The organism is Paracoccus sp. (in: a-proteobacteria), assembly GCF_039808215.1.
Lineage (GTDB): Bacteria > Pseudomonadota > Alphaproteobacteria > Rhodobacterales > Rhodobacteraceae > Paracoccus.
Map to the genome: position 1 here is coordinate 21889 of NZ_JBDHSP010000016.1, position 15569 is coordinate 37457.

The following is a 15569-nucleotide window of genomic DNA, read 5'->3' on the forward strand; positions in this document are numbered from 1 at the left end:
TTACCGCCGGCTGACGGCCACGGCACGGCTTGACCGCGCCGCCCGCCGCCCCTTGATTGCGCGCAGACGGACAGGAGGAAGGCAATGCGTGACCATGGCGGCGACATCGACCGGGCGGCCTCCCGCTTTGGCGGCGGGGACTGGATCGACCTCTCGACCGGCATCAACCGCCGGCCCTATCGGGCACCGCCGCTCAGTGCCCATGCCCTGACCGCGCTGCCCACCCGCGCCGACGAGACGCGGCTGGCGCGCGCCGCCGCCGCGCGCTTTGGCTGCCCCGAGAAACAGCTGCTGGCCGTGGCCGGCGCCTCGGCGGCGATCCAGAGCCTGCCGCGCCTGATCGCCGGGCAGCGCGCCGCGGTGCTGGCGCCGACCTATAACGAACATGCGGCCAGCCTGGCCGCCGCCGGCTGGCAGGTGGCAGAGGTCCAGAGCCCCGCGGCCCTGGCCGGCACCGATCTGGCGGTGATCGTGAACCCGAACAATCCCGACGGGCGCGAATTCAGCCCGGCGCAGATCGCCGGCATCGCCGCCGGTGTCGGGCATCTGCTTGTCGATGAAAGCTTTGCCGATGCGCGCCCGGACCTCTCGGTGGCGGCGGCGCGGCCGGCGAATGTCACGGTGCTGCGCAGCTTTGGCAAGTTCTGGGGCCTCGCCGGGCTGCGGCTGGGATTCGTCATCGCGGCGCCGGAGCTGCTGGCACGCCTGCGCGCCGCGCGCGGGCCCTGGGCGGTCAGCGGCCCGGCGCTGGAGATCGGGGCCGCGGCGCTGGCCGACGACCGCTGGCACGAGGCCACGGTCACCTGGCTGTCCGAGGCGGCGCTGCATCTGGACCAGATCGTGACCGGCCAGGGCTGGGATCTGGCCGGCGGCACGCATCTGTTCCGGCTTTACCACACGCCGGATGCGCAGGCGGCGCAGGACCGGCTGGCCCGCGCCGCGATCTGGAGCCGGATCTTTCCCTGGCACCGGCACTGGCTGCGCCTGGGAATCCCGGCCGGCCGGGCGGAATTCACCCGGCTGCGGCAGGCGCTGGCAGCAGCCGGTTGACATGGCCCATCTTGCGGCCCGGGCGCGCCTCGCCCTTGCCGTAAAGATGGATCTGCAGGCGCGGCTGGCGCAGCAGTTCCGGCAGGCGGGCCATATCCCCGCCGATCAGGTTCTGCATCTCGACATCGGCATAGCGCTGGCCGTCGCCCAGCGGCAGGCCGGCGACGGCGCGGATATGCTGCTCGAACTGGTCGACGGCGCAGCCCGCCTGCGTCCAGTGCCCCGAGTTGTGCACCCGCGGCGCGATCTCGTTCACCACCAGCCCGGCCGGGGTCACGAACAGTTCGACCCCCATGACGCCGACATAGTCCAGCGCATTGACGATGCGCGCCGCGATCAGCACCGCATCGGTGGTCAGCGTGGCGGGCAGACCGCAGGGCACGGTGGTTGTGCGCAGGATGCCCTCGCGATGCACGTTCAGCCCCGGATCATAGGCCGCCACCTGCCCGTCGGCGCCGCGCGCCACGATGACGCTGATCTCGGCCGAGAACTCGACGAACCCCTCCAGCACCGAGGGCGCGCCGGTCCAGTCCCGCTGGCCCGCGTCCGAAAAGCGGATCTGGCCCTTGCCGTCATAACCCATGCGCCGGGTTTTCAGGATCGCGGGCGCGCCCAGATCGGCCAGCGCCGCGGGCAGGTCGGATTCGCTCTCGACATTGCGGTAGGGCGCGGTCGTCAGCCCGATGCCGGCCAGGAAGTCCTTTTCCATCAGCCGGTCCTGCGACACCGCCAGCGCCCGGCGGTTCGGGCGGATCGGACGCAGCGATTCCAGCAGATCCAGCGCCGAGGTCGGCACGTTCTCGAATTCATAGGTGATGACATCGACCGACCCGGCAAAGGCGCGCAGCGCCGCCACATCCTCGTAGGGCGCGGTGGTCAGGGCATGGGCCACGTCCCCCGCGGGCGCCGCCGCGGGTTCATAGATGTGGCAGCGATAGCCCAGCCGGCTGGCGGCAACGGACAGCATCCGCCCCAACTGCCCGCCGCCCAGGATGCCGATGGTGGAACCCGGTTTCAGCTCAGTCATCTCTCGGCTCCTCGGGGATGGAATCGCTCAGCGCCTGGCGCCAGGCGTCCAGCCGCGCCGCCAGTTCGGGATCGGAAATCGCCAGGATCCCCGCCGCCATCAGCCCGGCATTGGCTGCACCGGCAGCCCCGATGGCCATGGTCGCCACCGGATAGCCCCTGGGCATCTGCAGGATGGAATAAAGCGAATCGACCCCCGACAGGGCCTTGGTCTGCACCGGCACGCCGATCACCGGCACCCGTGTCTTGGAGGCCATCATGCCCGGCAGGTGCGCCGCCCCCCCGGCGCCGGCGATGATGACTTTCAGCCCGCGCGAAACCGCGCTTTTGCCATAGTCCCACAGCCGGTCCGGCGTGCGATGCGCCGAGACGATGCGCGCCTCATAGCCGATGCCAAGCTCGTCCAGAATGGTGGCGGCCTCGCGCATGGTCGGCCAGTCGGACTGGCTGCCCATGATGATTGCGACGGGTCTTTCCATGGCAGATGCCCCCTTTTGGCCCCGCCCTAGCGCGGGACGGGCCGGCGCGCAATCAGGCGATGATGTCGGGGGTCAGATCGTCCTCGAGCCGGGCGATGCGGTCCCTGAGCGCCAGTTTCTGCTTTTTCAGCCGCTGCAGCGTCAGGGAATGGGTCAGGGACTGGCTGCTCAGCGCGGTGATCGCCTCGTCAAGATCGCGGTGCTCGCGCCGCAGCACCTCAAGCCGGGTGCGGGCGATCTCCTCGCTGGACATCTCGTGCTGGGCGTTCATGGTCGGGCCTCGGGCTGGAGTCGCATGGTTATAACCCAATGGCCCGACAGTGTTAATGCCCTTGCCGGCCCCGCCACGCCGCGGCCGGCCATCTTGCGGATCGCGGCGCGAGTTCACATATTGATCGCAGCCGGACTGCCGTCCCGGGGTCCGGCCGACTTGTCGCTTTGATGCAAAGGGCTTGGGAAGATGACCAAGATCAGTCTCGCCGCTCATCCGTTCCTGCTGGGTTTCGACCAGCTCGAACGTCTGGCCGAGAGGGCCGCCAAGGGCGCCGAGGGCTATCCGCCCTACAATATCGAACACCAGGGGCCGAACGGCTTCCGGATCACGCTGGCCGTGGCCGGATTTTCCGACGACGATCTGGCGATCACGCTCGAGGATCGCCAGCTGGTGATTCGGGGCCGCCAGGCCGACCCGGATGAGGATCGCGTCTTCCTGCATCGCGGCATCGCCGCCCGCGCCTTCCAGCGCAGCTTCGTGCTGGCGGACGGTGTCGAGGTGGTCGCGGCAGGGCTGGAAAACGGTCTGCTGCATATCGACCTCAGCCGCGCCGTGCCCGAAAGCATCGTTCAGACCATACCGATCAGCCGCAAATGAAAGGGGATCGCAGATGAACGAGAAATTCGACTTCGGCCCGCAGCTTGCGGGCAATATCGTCTATATCCGCCGCGTCGCCGTCGACACCCTGCCCGAGGAGATCCGCCGCCAGGTGCCGGGTGCCGAGGCGCTTTACGCGCTGCACGGCGCCGATGGCGAAAGGCTGGCGCTGGTGCGCGACCGCGGCATGGCCTTCATGCTGGCGCGCCAGAACGAACTGACCCCGGTCAGCGTGCACTAGGCTTTGCTGTGCACTGGGCTCAGGCGCATTCCCAGGCGCTGCGCAGCCAGTCGATCCTGCCGATGCGGCGATACCATTTGTGGCCCTGCCCGCCAAAGACCTCGGACATCTTCGGCGCCCCGGCGAACAGCACGATGCGGGCGCCGGCGGGCAGGACCGGATCGGCCAGATAGCTGCGCAGCCCGCGCGGCACACAGTCGTTCTTGAAGCTGACGCACAGCCCGCGCGGCCAATAGGTCATCAGGCCGCGCCGCGCGATCTCGGCGCTCAGGAACTGCTGTTCATGCTCATAGTCGCGCGCCGCCGCCGCCGGATCGGCCAGATAGGCGTCCAGCACATCGCCATGCGCCCCCACGCGATAGCGAAAGACCGAGGAATTGCCCACCATGTGCAGGAACCGGTCGCGCCCGGGGTTCAGCCGGCGCAGCGGCTTGGCGCGAAACAGGTCGTCGTCGCGGATGATCAGAAACTGCCCCGGCAGGTCGAAAAACGCCGCCATGTCGCCCAGCACCACCAGATCGAGGTCCAGAAACAGCGCCGTCGCCCCGGCAAATCCGCCCAGATCGCGGCGCAGCAGCGCCAGCTTGCGCCAGCGCGTGTCGGTGTCGCCGGGCGGCAGGCCCAGGTCCGGCAGCGGCAGCGCCTCGACCCCCGGATCGATGCCCTGGGCGTCGTCGGTCAGGCAGATGAACCGATGCGGGCGCTGCAGATGCCGGCGGACCTGGCGAAACAGCCGGTTCACGTCCTCGGCACCATAAAGCGTGCCCCATTTCATCGTCAGGATCAGGACAGGCTCGGTCATCTGCGCCCCGCTGGTCTGCGTCTGCCCTTGGCGATAGGCCATGGCGGGCGGGCGGTCAACGCCGCGCCCGCGGCCCGTTCAGGCCGGGGCCTCGGCCGGCTGCGGCTGCGCGGCGCCGGCCAGGTCATGCTCGGCCAGCCAGCGCTCGGCGTCCAGCGCCGCCATGCAGCCCATGCCGGCGCTGGTCACCGCCTGGCGATAGATATGGTCGGTCAGGTCGCCGGCGGCAAAGACCCCGGGGATCGAGGTGCGGGTGCTGCCCGGCTCGACCCGGACATAGCCGCCGTTGTGCAGCTCCAGCTGGTCGCGCACCAGTTCCGAGGCCGGGGCATGGCCGATGGCGATAAAGACGCCATCCGCCGCGATCACCTGCTCGGCGCCGGTGGTGACGTGGCGCACCCGCACCCCGGTCACCCCCGGCGGCTGCGTCGTGCCCTCGACCTCGGCCAGTTCGTGGTCCCAGAGCACCGCCACCTTGGGATGGCGAAACAGCCGATCTTGCAGGATGCGTTCGGCGCGCAGGCTGTCGCGGCGGTGGATCAGCGTCACCTTGCTGGCGAAATTGGTCAGGAACAGCGCCTCCTCGACCGCGGTATTGCCGCCGCCGATCACCGCCACCTCGCGCCCGCGATAGAAGAACCCGTCGCAGGTGGCGCAGGCCGAGACGCCGAAACCCTTGAAGCGCTCTTCGCTGTCCAGTCCCAGCCAGCGCGCCTGCGCGCCGGTGGCCAGGATCACCGCATCGGCGCTGATGCGCGCGCCGGAATCGCAATGCGCCACGAAGGGCCGCGCCTGCAGGTCCAGCCGCGTCACCGTGTCGGTGACGATGCGCGCCCCCATGGCGCGGGCATGGGCCTCCATGCGCCCCATCAGCTCGGGGCCCTGCACCTCGGTATCGCCGGGCCAGTTCTCGACCTCGGTGGTGATGGTCAATTGGCCGCCGGGCTGCATGCCCTGGATCAGCACCGGCGCCAGCATGGCACGCGAGGCATAGACGGCGGCGGTATAGCCGGCCGGACCCGAGCCCACGATCAGCACCCGCGTATGCGCGGGCAGCGTGGCGTCATCGGCGGCAGCGACAGGGACATGGGGGGCATGGGACATGGGCGGTGGACCTCCTGCTTTGCCCCGCCTAGGTAGTCTTCCCCGCCGCCGCGTGCAATGCGCCGGCGATTTTGCACTGCAGCGGAAACAATATTGCGCAAACCGGTCCGGCAGGATAGTTTCCGGCATGAATTCGGCCCGATCGCGGCCCAAGAGGATAAAGATGAGCAGCGCCCGACTGGACGAAATCGACCGCAAGATCCTGGCCGAACTGCAGGCGGACGGGCGCATGACCAATGTCGAACTGGCGCGCCGGGTCGGGATCTCGGCCCCGCCCTGCCTGCGCCGCGTCCGCGCGCTTGAGGAGATGGGTTTTATCCGCGGCTATCACGCCGACATCGACTCGCGCGAACTGGGCTTCGAGGTGCAGGTCTTTGCCATGGTGCGGCTCGTCAGCCAGTCCGAACGCGACCTTTCCGCCTTCGAGGCCCTGTGCCGCGGCTGGCCCCTGGTGCGCGAATGCCACATGCTGAACGGCGAGATCGACTTCATCCTGAAATGCGTCTCGCCCGACCTGACCGGGTTCCAGCGCTTCCTGACCGAAAGCCTGACCGCGGCGCCGAACGTGGCCTCGGTCAAGACCAGCCTGGTGATCCGCTGCGCCAAGGACGAGCCGGGCGTGCCGTTTTCCGTGGTCGAGGAACGGGCGGCCGCGCTGGGGTGAGGGGCCGGCACAGGTCCGGGCGCATCAGCGCCTGATCAGCACCACACCCGCAACCAGCAGGACAACCCCCAGCAGGCGCATGGCGTCGATCGGCCGCTCGGCCAGGCCAAGCCAGCCGAATTGATCGAATGCCAGTGATGCGAGCATCTGTCCCGCGATGAGGAAGGCGATGAAGGCGGTCGCTCCGATCAGCGGCACAAGATAGATGCCAAGCGCGATGAAGATCGCGCCGAACAGGCCCCCGCTCCAGGCCCACCACGGGATTTTGGCGGCGGCAGCGCCCGAGGGCAGCGGGTCGCGCAGGATCAGGGCGAACAGCACCATGCAGACCACCCCGACGAGATAGCTCATGAAACCCGACCAGGCAGCGGAATCCAGCGCGTTGCGCAGATTCGCATTCAGGGCCTGCTGGATGACGATGCTGACCCCCGCCAATGCTGCAAGCAGCAGAAGGACAAGACCCTGAAGCATCAGACTGTCAACAATTCATGCATGACTTCGACTCCTTCGAACAAGCTGCGGCAACAGTGCTCGCGCATCCTGGCGCCGTCTAGGCACGGATAGTCCCGGCGCACCGACGACTGGGCAGGCCGTGCGACCGCGCCCCGTCACAACCTGATCACCGAGATCAGGCGACCGTAGTCCACCTCGTGCTGATGCGTGCTGCGGCGGTAGGAAAAGAACCGGTCCGGGTCGGAATAGGTGCAATGGCGGATCCATTCCGCCTCGACCCCGGCCTCGCGCAGGCGCATCAGGCCGAAGGAGGGCAGGTCGAACAGCGGCCGTCCGTTCGGTCCCTGGGCAAAGAAGCGGTGCCAGTCCGGGTCCTCGGTCAGGAATTCGTCCATGAAATCCTCGCCGACCTCATAGGCGCGCTGGCTGATCGTCGGGCCGATCACCGCGCGGATGTGCCGCGCGCCGAGGTCGGTCATCGCGCCGACCGCGGCCTCGATCACGCCCGAGAGCGCGCCGCGCCAACCGGCATGCACGGCGCCGATCACGCCCATCTGCGCATCGCCCAGCAGGATCGGCTGGCAATCGGCGGTCAGCACCGCCAGCGCCACGCCCGGCTGGTCGGTGACCAGCGCATCGGCGCGCCGGCCGGCGGTGTCGGCCGGATCGTCGCCCTCGCGCAGCACCACGACATCGGCGGAATGGGTCTGATGCAGCGTGGCGATGCGGGCGGCCGCCACGCCCATCGCCTCGGCCACGCGGGCGCGGTTGATCGCCACGATCTCGCCCTGGTCGCTCGAGCCGTAGCCGCAGTTCAGCCCCGAAAACAGCCCCGACGAGGCGCCGCCGCGCCGGGTGAAGAAGCCGTGGCGCAGCGGCTCCAGCAGCGGATGCGTCAGGATCTCAAGCGTCGTGTGCATGATCCTCCAGGGGCTCGAAACCGGGGGGCAGGGGCGCATCACCGGCCCAGAGGGCCAGAATTCGGAACAGGTGACCCATTTCCCCGGCCGCGGTCAAGCGATGAAGCGCCGCCATGGCGCCGGCGTCCCCGGCCCGGGCCAGCCGCTCGGCCCGGGCGGCGATGCCGAGGCCCAGCAGCCAGTCGCCCTGCCCGACCAGCCGCGAGACCCGCGCCCCCGCCCGGCGCGCCGCCATGGCCAGGGGCGCGAAATCGACATGCGCGGTCAGGTCGGCCTCGCCGGGATGGGCCAGGGGGTCCTCGGGGCAGTGGCGGCGCAGCGCCTGAAAGGTGTCACCGCGCCCGTCCCAGCCGCCATAGTCGATGATGAGCGCCACGCCGCCATGCGCGGCGATGCGCCCGGCGATGGCGGCGACGATCGGCGGCGCGGCGGGACAGGTCTCGCGCAGCTCGCCCAGGGGCGCGGGCACGCCAGGCGCAGGCGCGGCAAGGCCCAGGATCAGCCCGCCCCCGGGATCAAGCGCCACGATGCGTTCGGCCCAGCCCCCGGGGGTGCGCTGGTGCTGCTTGATCGGCAGGGCGTCGAAGAATTCGTTGGCGACCAGAAACAGCGGCGCCTCGGGCAGGTCGCGCACCTCGTCCAGATGCGTGATCTCGCCCAGCTTTTCGCGCTGCATCCGGCGCAGGTGCGGCGAGGCCTCGACCAGCACCACGCGGGCGGCCGCGGCCATGCCGGGCACCCGGCGGATGGTGCGCAGGATGTCGGCCATCAGCGTGCCGCGGCCGGGGCCGATCTCGGCCAGGGAAAAGGACGCGGGCCGGCCCTGGTCCAGCCAGCACTGCGCCAGCGCAAGGCCGATCATCTCGCCGAACATCTGGCTGATCTCGGGGGCGGTGGTGAAATCGCCCGCCGCGCCGAAGGGATCGCGGGTGGCGTAATAGCCGTGCTCGGGATGCAGCAGGCACAGCTGCATGTATTCGTCGATGGGCATCGGCCCCGACAGCCGGATGCGCGCGGCGATCAGCCGGGCCAGCGGCGTCATGGCTGCGGGGCAGCGGCGGCGGGCCGCATCCGCGCCCGCAGCCAGAACACCAGCCCGATCAGCACCATGGGCAGTGACAGCAGCTGCCCCATGCTGAGACCCCAGACCGGACCGCCGATCACATGGCCCAGCGGATTGTCGGGGGTGATGAACTGCGCATCCGCCTGGCGAAAGAACTCGACCACGAAACGCGACAGGCCATAACCCGCCAGAAACAGCCCCAGCGCCTGGCCGGGCCGGCGCAGCCCGCCGGCGCGCACCAGCCAAAACAGCAAGAGCGCCAGCACGATGCCCTCGAGCGCGGCCTCGTAAAGCTGGCTGGGGTGGCGGGCGCAAGGGCCGGTGATGCCGGGGCAGGTCTGTGCCGCCTCGCCAGGAAAGATCACCCCCCAGGGCAGATCGGTCGGCCTGCCCCACAGCTCGGCATTGATGAAATTCGCCACCCGGCCCAGACCGAGGCCGATGGGCGTCGCCACCGCCAGCGCATCCGCCAGCCGCAGCGCCGCGATGCCGTGGCGGCGGCAGAACCACCAGGAGGCCAGCACCACCCCCAGAAAGCCGCCGTGAAAGGACATGCCGCCGCGCCACAGGATCGGGATCTGGCCGGGATTGGCCCAGTAATAGCCCGGCTCATAGAACAGCACGAAACCCAGCCGGCCGCCCAGAACGACGCCCAGGATCACCCAGGTCAGCAGTTCCTCGACCTGCTCGGGGCGCATGGGGGCGGCATCGCCCCACAGCGCCGGCCGCCGCATCAGCGCCACGATGATGCGCCAGCCGATCACGAGCCCGGCCAGATAGGCCAGCGCATACCAGCGCAGCGCGAATTCGATCCCGAACAGGCTGACGGCAAAGATCTCGGGCGAGATGTCCGGGAAGGCGATCATGTTGTCCTCGTCTCGACGCGCGGGCCGGGCGGTGGCCGGTTGGCGATTGAACAGCCGCCCCGGCAGGGCCATATAGGGCGCAACGCTGAATCGAAAGGCCCGCCATGAACGCGAACAACCGTTTCTTCGACGATCTCTCGAAATTGATGACCAATGCCATGGGCGTGGCCCAGGGCGCCAAGGACGAGGCACAGACCGCCTTCAATGGCTGGATCGACCGCTGGCTGGCCGAGCGCGATTTCGTCACCCGCGAGGAATTCGAATGCGTGCGCGAGATGGCGATCAAGGCCCGCACCGAGAACGCCGAGCTGCGCGCCCGGCTGGACGCGCTGGAAGGCAAGGCCGGCGATCAGGGCTGAACCCGCTGCCTCAGCCTGCCCTGGCGGTCGTAAAGCAGTACCTCGCCGGTTTCGGTCACCACCACCAGCCAGTCGCGGGCAAAGGTGACGGCCGCGGGCGCGGCGCCCTGCGGCAGGGCGATCTGCGGCGGCAGCTCCGGCAGCGGCGCCACCGACAGGCGCAGCCACAAGAGCGCCGCGATCACCAGCACGCCCAGGCCCATCACCAGCGCCAGTGCGGTGACCAGGATGCGCAGCCAGCGCAGCATCGGCAGCGCTTCCTCTGCCCCCCGATCCAGCCTATCATCCCCAGCCATGGCCGAAATCCTCATCACCATTCCCGAAGGTCTGTCCGACCGGCTTGATAAGGCGCTTGCCGCCTGCGCACCAGAGGCGGCGGCGCTGTCGCGCTCGCGCCTGGCAAAACTGCTGGCCGAGGGCGCGGTCAGCGGCCCCTCGGGGCCGGTCACGGATGGCCGCGCACGCGCCGAGACCGGCGACTATCGCGTGACCATCGGCGCACCCGAGCCGCTGGCGGCGCAGCCCGAGGCCATCCCGCTGGCGATCGCCTATGAGGATGCCGAACTGATCGTGGTGGACAAGCCCGCCGGCATGGTGGTGCATCCGGCGCCCGGCACACCCAATGGCACGCTGGTGAATGCGCTGCTGGCGCATTGCGCCGGCAGCCTGTCGGGCATCGGCGGCGCGGCGCGGCCAGGGATCGTGCATCGCATCGACCGCGAGACCTCGGGCCTGCTGGTAGTGGCGAAATCCGACCGTGCGCATCAGGGGCTGGCGGCGCAATTCGCCGATCACAGCGCGCACCGGCGCTATCTGGCGCTGGCGCATGGCATGATCGACCCCGCCGATCCGCGCCTGCGCGGCCTGCCCGGCCTGGCCTTCGAGCCGGGCGGCGTCCTGCGCATCACCACCATGCTGGGCCGCCATCCCAGCGACCGCCAGAGGCAGGCGGTCAGCTTTGACCGCGGCCGCCATGCGGTGACGCGGGCGCGGCTGCTTGAATCCTTTGGCAGCCCGCCCGCGCTCATGCTGGTGGAATGCCGGCTGGAGACCGGGCGCACGCATCAGATCCGCGTGCACATGGCCCATGCCGGGCTGGGGCTGGTGGGCGATCCGGTCTATGGCGGCAGCCGCCGCGCCTCGGCGCGGGTGCTGGGCGCCGAGGTGGCCGCCGCGGTAGCAGTCTTTCCCCGCCAGGCACTGCATGCGGCCGAACTGGGCTTTCGCCATCCGCTCAGCGGCGAGAGCCTGCATTTCGCCAGCCCGCTGCCCGCGGACATGGCCGGGCTGCTGGCAAGACTGCGCGAAACCGTCAGGTAACGGAACCGGGCCCGTGCGGCCGGCGTTCAACATTGCCCGCCCCTGCGCGGGAAAGGAATTCTTCAGATGGCGAACCAGACGAACCTTCCCGCCCCCAGCCCCGAACAGGGCCTGAACCGCTACTTGCAGGAAATCCGCAAGTTCCCCCTGCTTGAGCCGGAGGAGGAATACATGCTGGCCAAGGCCTGGGTCGACCACGAGGATTCCGAGGCCGCCGAGCGGCTGGTGACCAGCCACCTGCGCCTGGCGGCCAAGATCGCCATGGGCTATCGCGGCTACGGGTTGCCGCAGGCCGAGGTGATCTCGGAGGCCAATGTCGGGCTGATGCAGGCGGTCAAGCGTTTCGACCCGGAAAAGGGTTTCCGGTTGGCCACCTATGCGATGTGGTGGATCCGCGCCTCGATCCAGGAATACATCCTGCGGTCGTGGTCGCTGGTGAAGATGGGCACGACCAGCGCGCAGAAGAAGCTGTTCTTCAATCTGCGCAAGGCGAAATCCAAGCTGGGCGCGCTGGAGGAAGGCGACCTGCGCCCCGAGAACGTCGCCCGGATCGCGCATGACCTGAACGTGACCGAGCAGGAAGTGATCGAGATGAACCGCCGGCTTTCGGGGGGCGATGCCTCGCTGAACGCCACGGTCGGCTCGGGCGACGGGGAATCGACGGCGCAATGGCAGGACTGGCTCGAGGACGAGGACGCGAACCAGGCCGAGGCCTTTGCCGAGGCCGACGAGCTTGCCGCCCGCCGCGAGATGCTGCTTGCCGCCATGGATGTGCTGAACGAGCGCGAGAAGGACATCCTGATGGAGCGGCGGCTGCGCGACGATCCGATGACGCTGGAGGATCTCTCGACCCGCTATGCGGTCTCGCGCGAGCGTATCCGCCAGATCGAGGTGCGCGCCTTTGAAAAACTGCAGGCCCGCATCCGCGAACTGGCGCGGGCGCGCGGCATGGCAGTTCCCGAGCCGAACTGACGGGTGCCGGACATGGCATGGCGGACATGCCGCCCGTCCGGCCGCGCCCGGCGGGAGCGGGGATGCACCGGCCGGATGCGGGCCGCACCGCCGAAACGGCAGCGATCCTGCACAGGGCCTCTGGCGCCCGCGCGGATTTTTCACGACAAGGGGCGGTGTTGACCGGGGCCCGGCGTGGCTTATGGTCGAAAGAGGCAGCAGAGGGCCTTGCCGCGACGATGACGGCGCTGAACCAATATCAACGGCTGGAGGCCGCCGGCCACTGGCGTGAAACCCCGCAGGCAAAGCCGCGCGAGGTGATCATCGCATTCGGCGATGCCACCCTGGTGCTGAGCGATCCGCGTTCAGAGGTGCCGCTGGCGCATTGGTCGCTGCCCGCAGTCACCCGGCTGAACCCGGGCGGGGTGCCGGCACGCTATGCGCCGGGCGCCATGGATGCGGATGAGGAGCTGGAGGTCGACGACGAGCTGATGATCTCGGCGATCTCGAAGATCCATCAGGTGATCGAGACCAGCCGCCCGCCCTCGGGCAAGCTGCGCGGCGGGCTGCTGCTGGGGATGACCGGGGTTCTGGCGCTGGCGGCGCTGACCTGGGTGCCGCCGGCGCTGGTGCGCCATGCCGCCGATGTCGCGCCGCCCGCCCAGCGCGCCGAGATCGGGCGCCTGATCCTGGCCGACATCGCCCGCACCACCGGCAGCGCCTGCTCGCGCCCGGCGGGCGACATGGTGCGCCGCAAGCTGGCAACCCGGCTGATGGGGCCCGAGGCCGAGATCGCCGTGGTGCCGGCGACGCTGGGCGGGGCCATCCGCCTGCCCGGCCCGGTCACGGTCATCGGCCAGGACCTGATCTCGGGCGAGGCGACGCCGGAAAGCGTCGCCGGCCATGTCCTGGCCGCGCAGGCGGTCGCGGTGCGCGACGACCCGATGCTGGCGGCGCTGCGCCAGGCCGGGTCCCGCGCCACCTTTCATCTGCTGACCACCGGCACCCTGCCCGCCAGCGCCCTGACCGGCTATGGCGAGCGGCTGCTGGCCGATCCGGTCGCGCGCCCCGACGACGAGGTGCTGCTGGGCTATTTCGCCCGCGCCGGCATCGCCAGCGAGCCCTATGCCCGGGCGCTGGACCCGACGGGCGAGGCGACGCTGGGGTTGATCGAAGCCGATCCCTTTCGCACCGCCGAGCCGAGCCCGGTGCTGAGCGACCGCGAATGGGTCGCCCTGCAGGAAATCTGCGACCAGTAGCGGCGCTAATCGATGCGGGCGCCGAGGCCGCGCATCAGGGGCAGGAAATCCGGAAACGAGGTGGCGATCGGGCTGCCGTCATCGACGCTGACCGGCTGTTCGGAGGCAAGCCCCGCGACCAGGAAGGACATGGCGATGCGATGGTCGAGATGCGTGGCGCAGACCGCCCCGCCCCTGAGCCCGCCGCGCCCGTGCACGGTCATCGTGTCGGGCGTGTCCTCGACCTCGGCGCCATTGGCGCGCAATCCGGTGGCCATGGCGTCGATGCGGTCGCTTTCCTTGACGCGCAATTCATGCACGCCCTGCATCACCGTCGCGCCTTCGGCAAAGCAGGCGATGACCGACAGGATCGGGAATTCGTCGATCATGCTGGCGGCGCGCTCTGCCGGCACGGTCACACCCTTCAGCGGCCCGTGGCGCACCACGAGGTCGGCGACCGGCTCGCCGCCCTCCTCGCGCTGGTTTTCAAAGGCGATGTCGGCGCCCATTTCCAGCAGCGTGATGTAAAGCCCGTCGCGGGTCGGGTTGCGGCTGACGCCGGGCACGCGGATCTCGGACCCCGGCACGATCAGCGCCGCCGCCACCGGGAAGGCGGCGCTGGAGGGGTCGCGCGGCACCGCCACCGGCTGCGGCCGCAGCTCGGGCCGGCCCTGCAGGGTGATGACATGGCCCTCTGCGGTGATCTCGGTGCGGATGGTGGCGCCGAAACCGACCAGCATGCGTTCGGTGTGATCGCGCGTCGGCTCGGCCTCGATCACCACGGTCTCGCCCGGGGCGTTCAGCCCGGCCAGCAGCACCGCCGACTTGATCTGCGCACTGGCGACCGGGGTGCGATAGCGCACCGGCACCGGATCGGCGGCGCCCTGGATGGTCAGCGGCAGGCGCTTGCCCTCGCGTGCCGTCACCTGGCAGCCGAACAGTTCCAGCGGGTCGGTGATCCGCCCCATCGGCCGCTGCGACAGGCTGGCGTCGCCGGTGAAGGTGGCGCTGATCGGCGTCGTCGCCATCGCCCCCATGATCAGCCGCACGCCGGTGCCGGAATTGCCGCAGTCGATCACCGTCCCGGGTTCGCGAAAGCCGCCGACACCAACGCCATTGACCCGCCATTCGCCGGCGCCCAGGCGTTCGACCTGCGCCCCGAAGGCGCGCATGGCCGCGGCCGTGTCCAGCACGTCCTGACCCTCCAGCAGGCCGCTGATCCGGGTTTCGCCCACGGCAAGCGCGCCAAGGATCAGGGCGCGGTGGCTGATCGACTTGTCGCCCGGCACCTGCGCCGTGCCGCCCAGCGGACCCGAGCGGCGGGCGATCATCGCAAGCGGTTCGACGGAATGTGACATGGCGGCCCCCTTCGTGGTGTCAGCGCAAGGTGATAGCGGTCACGGGCCGCGCTGGCAATCAGCCTTGGCGACGGAAGGTGACGTAATGCGGCGCCCGGCCCTCGCGCAGCGCCTTCTGTTCATAGCGGGTGCCGGGCCAATCGTCCCAAGGCGTGACGCTGTCATGGATCAGGTCGAACCCGGCGGGCGGCACTTCCTCGCGCGTCTGGCGGATATAGTCGGGGATGTCGCTGGCGACGCGGAATTCGGCGCCGGGCCGCATCACCCGCGCCAGCGGGATCAGATGTTCGGGCGTGACGAAGCGGCGGCGGTGGTGGCGCGCCTTCGGCCAGGGGTCGGGATAGTTCAGGAAGGCCCGGCTGATCGAGGCCGCGGGCAGCACATCCATCAGGTCGCGCGCGTCACCGGGATGCACGCTGACGTTCTCGACGCCGGCGGCGCGGATCTTGCCCAGAAGCATGGCGACGCCGTTGATGAAGGGCTCGCAGCCGATGATGCCGATCCCGGGATAGCGCGCGGCCATGTGGACCATGTGCTCGCCGCCGCCGAAACCCACCTCCAGCCACAGCGGGCGGTCGTCGCCAAAGATCGCCGCCGGCTCGATCGGCGCGCGTTCGGGATTGTCCTGCAGGGTGACGCCGCGCGGGCGCAGGCTGCCCAGATCTTCGGCAAAATAGCCCTTCTGGCTTTGGCGCAGGGTCTTGCCGTGGCGGCGACCGTAGAAGTTGCGGCGCGGAGGGTTCGGGTCGAATTCGCTCATGGGCCGGGGCTTTGCCCGGCCCGGGGCGCAAGGTCAAGCCATCC

Annotated in this window: 20 protein-coding genes; 8 read left to right on the forward strand and 12 right to left on the reverse strand. The window is 69.8% G+C overall.

Translation table 11 applies throughout. The annotated features are described in order from the left end of the window. The first annotated feature begins 84 nt into the window (after nt 1-84). On the forward strand, nt 85-1050 hold the full coding sequence (gene cobD / locus WMK75_RS07790; protein WP_347267109.1) for a threonine-phosphate decarboxylase CobD: 966 nt from the start codon (nt 85-87) through the stop codon (nt 1048-1050). On the opposite strand, the gene WMK75_RS07795 is transcribed toward cobD, so the two are convergent. The 3 genes from WMK75_RS07795 to WMK75_RS07805 are packed head-to-tail and all read right to left on the reverse strand — an operon-like array spanning nt 1013 to nt 2826. Further along, a complete protein-coding gene (locus WMK75_RS07795) occupies nt 1013-2077 on the reverse strand; it encodes a 5-(carboxyamino)imidazole ribonucleotide synthase (RefSeq protein WP_347267110.1) in 1065 nt (354 codons plus the stop codon). The genes cobD and WMK75_RS07795 overlap by 38 nt on opposite strands. Continuing rightward, a complete protein-coding gene (purE, locus tag WMK75_RS07800; protein ID WP_347267111.1) occupies nt 2070-2555 on the reverse strand; it encodes a 5-(carboxyamino)imidazole ribonucleotide mutase in 486 nt (161 codons plus the stop codon). The genes WMK75_RS07795 and purE overlap by 8 nt, the downstream gene beginning before the upstream one ends. 52 nt (nt 2556-2607) lie before the next feature. Next, the gene (locus tag WMK75_RS07805) at nt 2608-2826 is read right to left on the reverse strand and encodes a DUF465 domain-containing protein (protein WP_347267112.1); all 219 of its coding nucleotides are present in this window, start codon (nt 2824-2826) and stop codon (nt 2608-2610) included. Between the two features lie 189 nt (nt 2827-3015). Between WMK75_RS07805 and WMK75_RS07810 the strand changes: the two genes are divergently transcribed. Then, entirely contained in the window at nt 3016-3426 is a 411-nt protein-coding gene (locus WMK75_RS07810; RefSeq protein ID WP_347267113.1) for an Hsp20 family protein, read from the forward strand. Between the two features lie 13 nt (nt 3427-3439). Next, complete coding sequence (locus WMK75_RS07815) at nt 3440-3667, forward strand: DUF1150 domain-containing protein (protein WP_347267114.1); 228 nt, start codon at nt 3440-3442, stop codon at nt 3665-3667. 19 nt (nt 3668-3686) lie between these two features. Here WMK75_RS07815 and WMK75_RS07820 read toward each other — a convergent pair whose 3' ends face one another. Together WMK75_RS07820 and trxB are read right to left on the reverse strand one after the other, a co-directional pair. After that, nucleotides 3687-4469 carry a hypothetical protein gene (locus tag WMK75_RS07820; protein ID WP_347267115.1) on the reverse strand — a complete coding sequence of 261 codons (783 nt, stop codon included), beginning with the start codon at nt 4467-4469 and terminating at the stop codon, nt 3687-3689. Between the two features lie 78 nt (nt 4470-4547). Continuing rightward, nucleotides 4548-5573, reverse strand: a complete 1026-nt coding sequence (gene trxB, locus WMK75_RS07825; RefSeq protein ID WP_347267116.1) for a thioredoxin-disulfide reductase — start codon at nt 5571-5573, stop codon at nt 4548-4550. Between the two features lie 163 nt (nt 5574-5736). Between trxB and WMK75_RS07830 the strand changes: the two genes are divergently transcribed. Beyond that, a complete protein-coding gene (locus WMK75_RS07830) occupies nt 5737-6237 on the forward strand; it encodes an Lrp/AsnC family transcriptional regulator (RefSeq protein ID WP_347267117.1) in 501 nt (166 codons plus the stop codon). Between the two features lie 24 nt (nt 6238-6261). Here the strand turns inward: WMK75_RS07830 and WMK75_RS07835 are convergent, their stop codons facing one another. From WMK75_RS07835 to lgt, 4 genes are all read right to left on the reverse strand, one after another. After that, nucleotides 6262-6708: a DMT family transporter gene (locus tag WMK75_RS07835; protein WP_347267118.1), complete on the reverse strand. Its 447-nt coding sequence runs from the start codon at nt 6706-6708 to the stop codon at nt 6262-6264. A 137-nt stretch (nt 6709-6845) separates the two neighbouring features. Beyond that, entirely contained in the window at nt 6846-7610 is a 765-nt protein-coding gene (gene pgeF / locus WMK75_RS07840) for a peptidoglycan editing factor PgeF (protein ID WP_347267119.1), read from the reverse strand. Next, nucleotides 7594-8652, reverse strand: coding sequence for an SAM-dependent methyltransferase (locus WMK75_RS07845; protein WP_347267120.1), 1059 nt, complete (start codon nt 8650-8652; stop codon nt 7594-7596). Before WMK75_RS07845 ends, pgeF begins: the two co-directional genes overlap by 17 nt. Beyond that, nucleotides 8649-9539, reverse strand: coding sequence for a prolipoprotein diacylglyceryl transferase (lgt, locus tag WMK75_RS07850; protein ID WP_347267121.1), 891 nt, complete (start codon nt 9537-9539; stop codon nt 8649-8651). The genes WMK75_RS07845 and lgt overlap by 4 nt, the downstream gene beginning before the upstream one ends. Nucleotides 9540-9643: 104 nt before the next feature. Between lgt and WMK75_RS07855 the strand changes: the two genes are divergently transcribed. Next, a complete protein-coding gene (locus tag WMK75_RS07855) occupies nt 9644-9898 on the forward strand; it encodes an accessory factor UbiK family protein (protein ID WP_347267122.1) in 255 nt (84 codons plus the stop codon). Here WMK75_RS07855 and WMK75_RS07860 read toward each other — a convergent pair. Continuing rightward, nucleotides 9889-10194 carry a DUF6476 family protein gene (locus WMK75_RS07860; protein ID WP_347267123.1) on the reverse strand — a complete coding sequence of 102 codons (306 nt, stop codon included), beginning with the start codon at nt 10192-10194 and terminating at the stop codon, nt 9889-9891. The genes WMK75_RS07855 and WMK75_RS07860 overlap by 10 nt on opposite strands. Here WMK75_RS07860 and WMK75_RS07865 point away from each other — a divergent pair. From WMK75_RS07865 to WMK75_RS07875, 3 genes are all read left to right on the forward strand, one after another. Further along, complete coding sequence (locus WMK75_RS07865; RefSeq protein WP_347267124.1) at nt 10193-11218, forward strand: pseudouridine synthase; 1026 nt, start codon at nt 10193-10195, stop codon at nt 11216-11218. The genes WMK75_RS07860 and WMK75_RS07865 overlap by 2 nt on opposite strands. A 66-nt stretch (nt 11219-11284) precedes the next feature. After that, nucleotides 11285-12190, forward strand: coding sequence for an RNA polymerase sigma factor RpoH (rpoH, locus tag WMK75_RS07870; RefSeq protein WP_347267125.1), 906 nt, complete (start codon nt 11285-11287; stop codon nt 12188-12190). A 158-nt stretch (nt 12191-12348) separates the two neighbouring features. Then, the gene (locus WMK75_RS07875) at nt 12349-13428 is read left to right on the forward strand and encodes a hypothetical protein (protein ID WP_347267126.1); all 1080 of its coding nucleotides are present in this window, start codon (nt 12349-12351) and stop codon (nt 13426-13428) included. Between the two features lie 5 nt (nt 13429-13433). On the opposite strand, the gene aroA is transcribed toward WMK75_RS07875, so the two are convergent. Both aroA and WMK75_RS07885 read right to left on the reverse strand, forming a co-directional pair. Then, nucleotides 13434-14765, reverse strand: coding sequence for a 3-phosphoshikimate 1-carboxyvinyltransferase (aroA, locus tag WMK75_RS07880; protein WP_347267127.1), 1332 nt, complete (start codon nt 14763-14765; stop codon nt 13434-13436). A gap of 58 nt (nt 14766-14823) precedes the next feature. Next, nucleotides 14824-15525 (reverse strand): tRNA (guanine(46)-N(7))-methyltransferase TrmB, encoded by a 702-nt coding sequence (locus WMK75_RS07885; RefSeq protein ID WP_347267128.1) that lies wholly within the window; start codon nt 15523-15525, stop codon nt 14824-14826. Nucleotides 15526-15569: the final 44 nt, after the last annotated feature.

Bases quoted from the DNA above. Each gene is read 5' to 3' on its own strand.
- WMK75_RS07820 (WP_347267115.1), bottom strand. From the start codon at position 4,469: ATGACCGAGCCTGTCCTGATCCTGACGATGAAATGGGGCACGCTTTAT.
- WMK75_RS07885 (WP_347267128.1), bottom strand. From the start codon at position 15,525: ATGAGCGAATTCGACCCGAACCCTCCGCGCCGCAACTTCTACGGTCGC.
- cobD (WP_347267109.1), top strand. From the start codon at position 85: ATGCGTGACCATGGCGGCGACATCGACCGGGCGGCCTCCCGCTTTGGC.
- WMK75_RS07860 (WP_347267123.1), bottom strand. From the start codon at position 10,194: ATGGCTGGGGATGATAGGCTGGATCGGGGGGCAGAGGAAGCGCTGCCG.
- WMK75_RS07805 (WP_347267112.1), bottom strand. From the start codon at position 2,826: ATGAACGCCCAGCACGAGATGTCCAGCGAGGAGATCGCCCGCACCCGG.
- WMK75_RS07855 (WP_347267122.1), top strand. From the start codon at position 9,644: ATGAACGCGAACAACCGTTTCTTCGACGATCTCTCGAAATTGATGACC.
- WMK75_RS07845 (WP_347267120.1), bottom strand. From the start codon at position 8,652: ATGACGCCGCTGGCCCGGCTGATCGCCGCGCGCATCCGGCTGTCGGGG.
- pgeF (WP_347267119.1), bottom strand. From the start codon at position 7,610: ATGCACACGACGCTTGAGATCCTGACGCATCCGCTGCTGGAGCCGCTG.
- lgt (WP_347267121.1), bottom strand. From the start codon at position 9,539: ATGATCGCCTTCCCGGACATCTCGCCCGAGATCTTTGCCGTCAGCCTG.
- rpoH (WP_347267125.1), top strand. From the start codon at position 11,285: ATGGCGAACCAGACGAACCTTCCCGCCCCCAGCCCCGAACAGGGCCTG.
- purE (WP_347267111.1), bottom strand. From the start codon at position 2,555: ATGGAAAGACCCGTCGCAATCATCATGGGCAGCCAGTCCGACTGGCCG.
- WMK75_RS07810 (WP_347267113.1), top strand. From the start codon at position 3,016: ATGACCAAGATCAGTCTCGCCGCTCATCCGTTCCTGCTGGGTTTCGAC.
- WMK75_RS07865 (WP_347267124.1), top strand. From the start codon at position 10,193: ATGGCCGAAATCCTCATCACCATTCCCGAAGGTCTGTCCGACCGGCTT.
- aroA (WP_347267127.1), bottom strand. From the start codon at position 14,765: ATGTCACATTCCGTCGAACCGCTTGCGATGATCGCCCGCCGCTCGGGT.
- WMK75_RS07795 (WP_347267110.1), bottom strand. From the start codon at position 2,077: ATGACTGAGCTGAAACCGGGTTCCACCATCGGCATCCTGGGCGGCGGG.
- WMK75_RS07835 (WP_347267118.1), bottom strand. From the start codon at position 6,708: ATGCTTCAGGGTCTTGTCCTTCTGCTGCTTGCAGCATTGGCGGGGGTC.
- WMK75_RS07830 (WP_347267117.1), top strand. From the start codon at position 5,737: ATGAGCAGCGCCCGACTGGACGAAATCGACCGCAAGATCCTGGCCGAA.
- WMK75_RS07815 (WP_347267114.1), top strand. From the start codon at position 3,440: ATGAACGAGAAATTCGACTTCGGCCCGCAGCTTGCGGGCAATATCGTC.
- trxB (WP_347267116.1), bottom strand. From the start codon at position 5,573: ATGTCCCATGCCCCCCATGTCCCTGTCGCTGCCGCCGATGACGCCACG.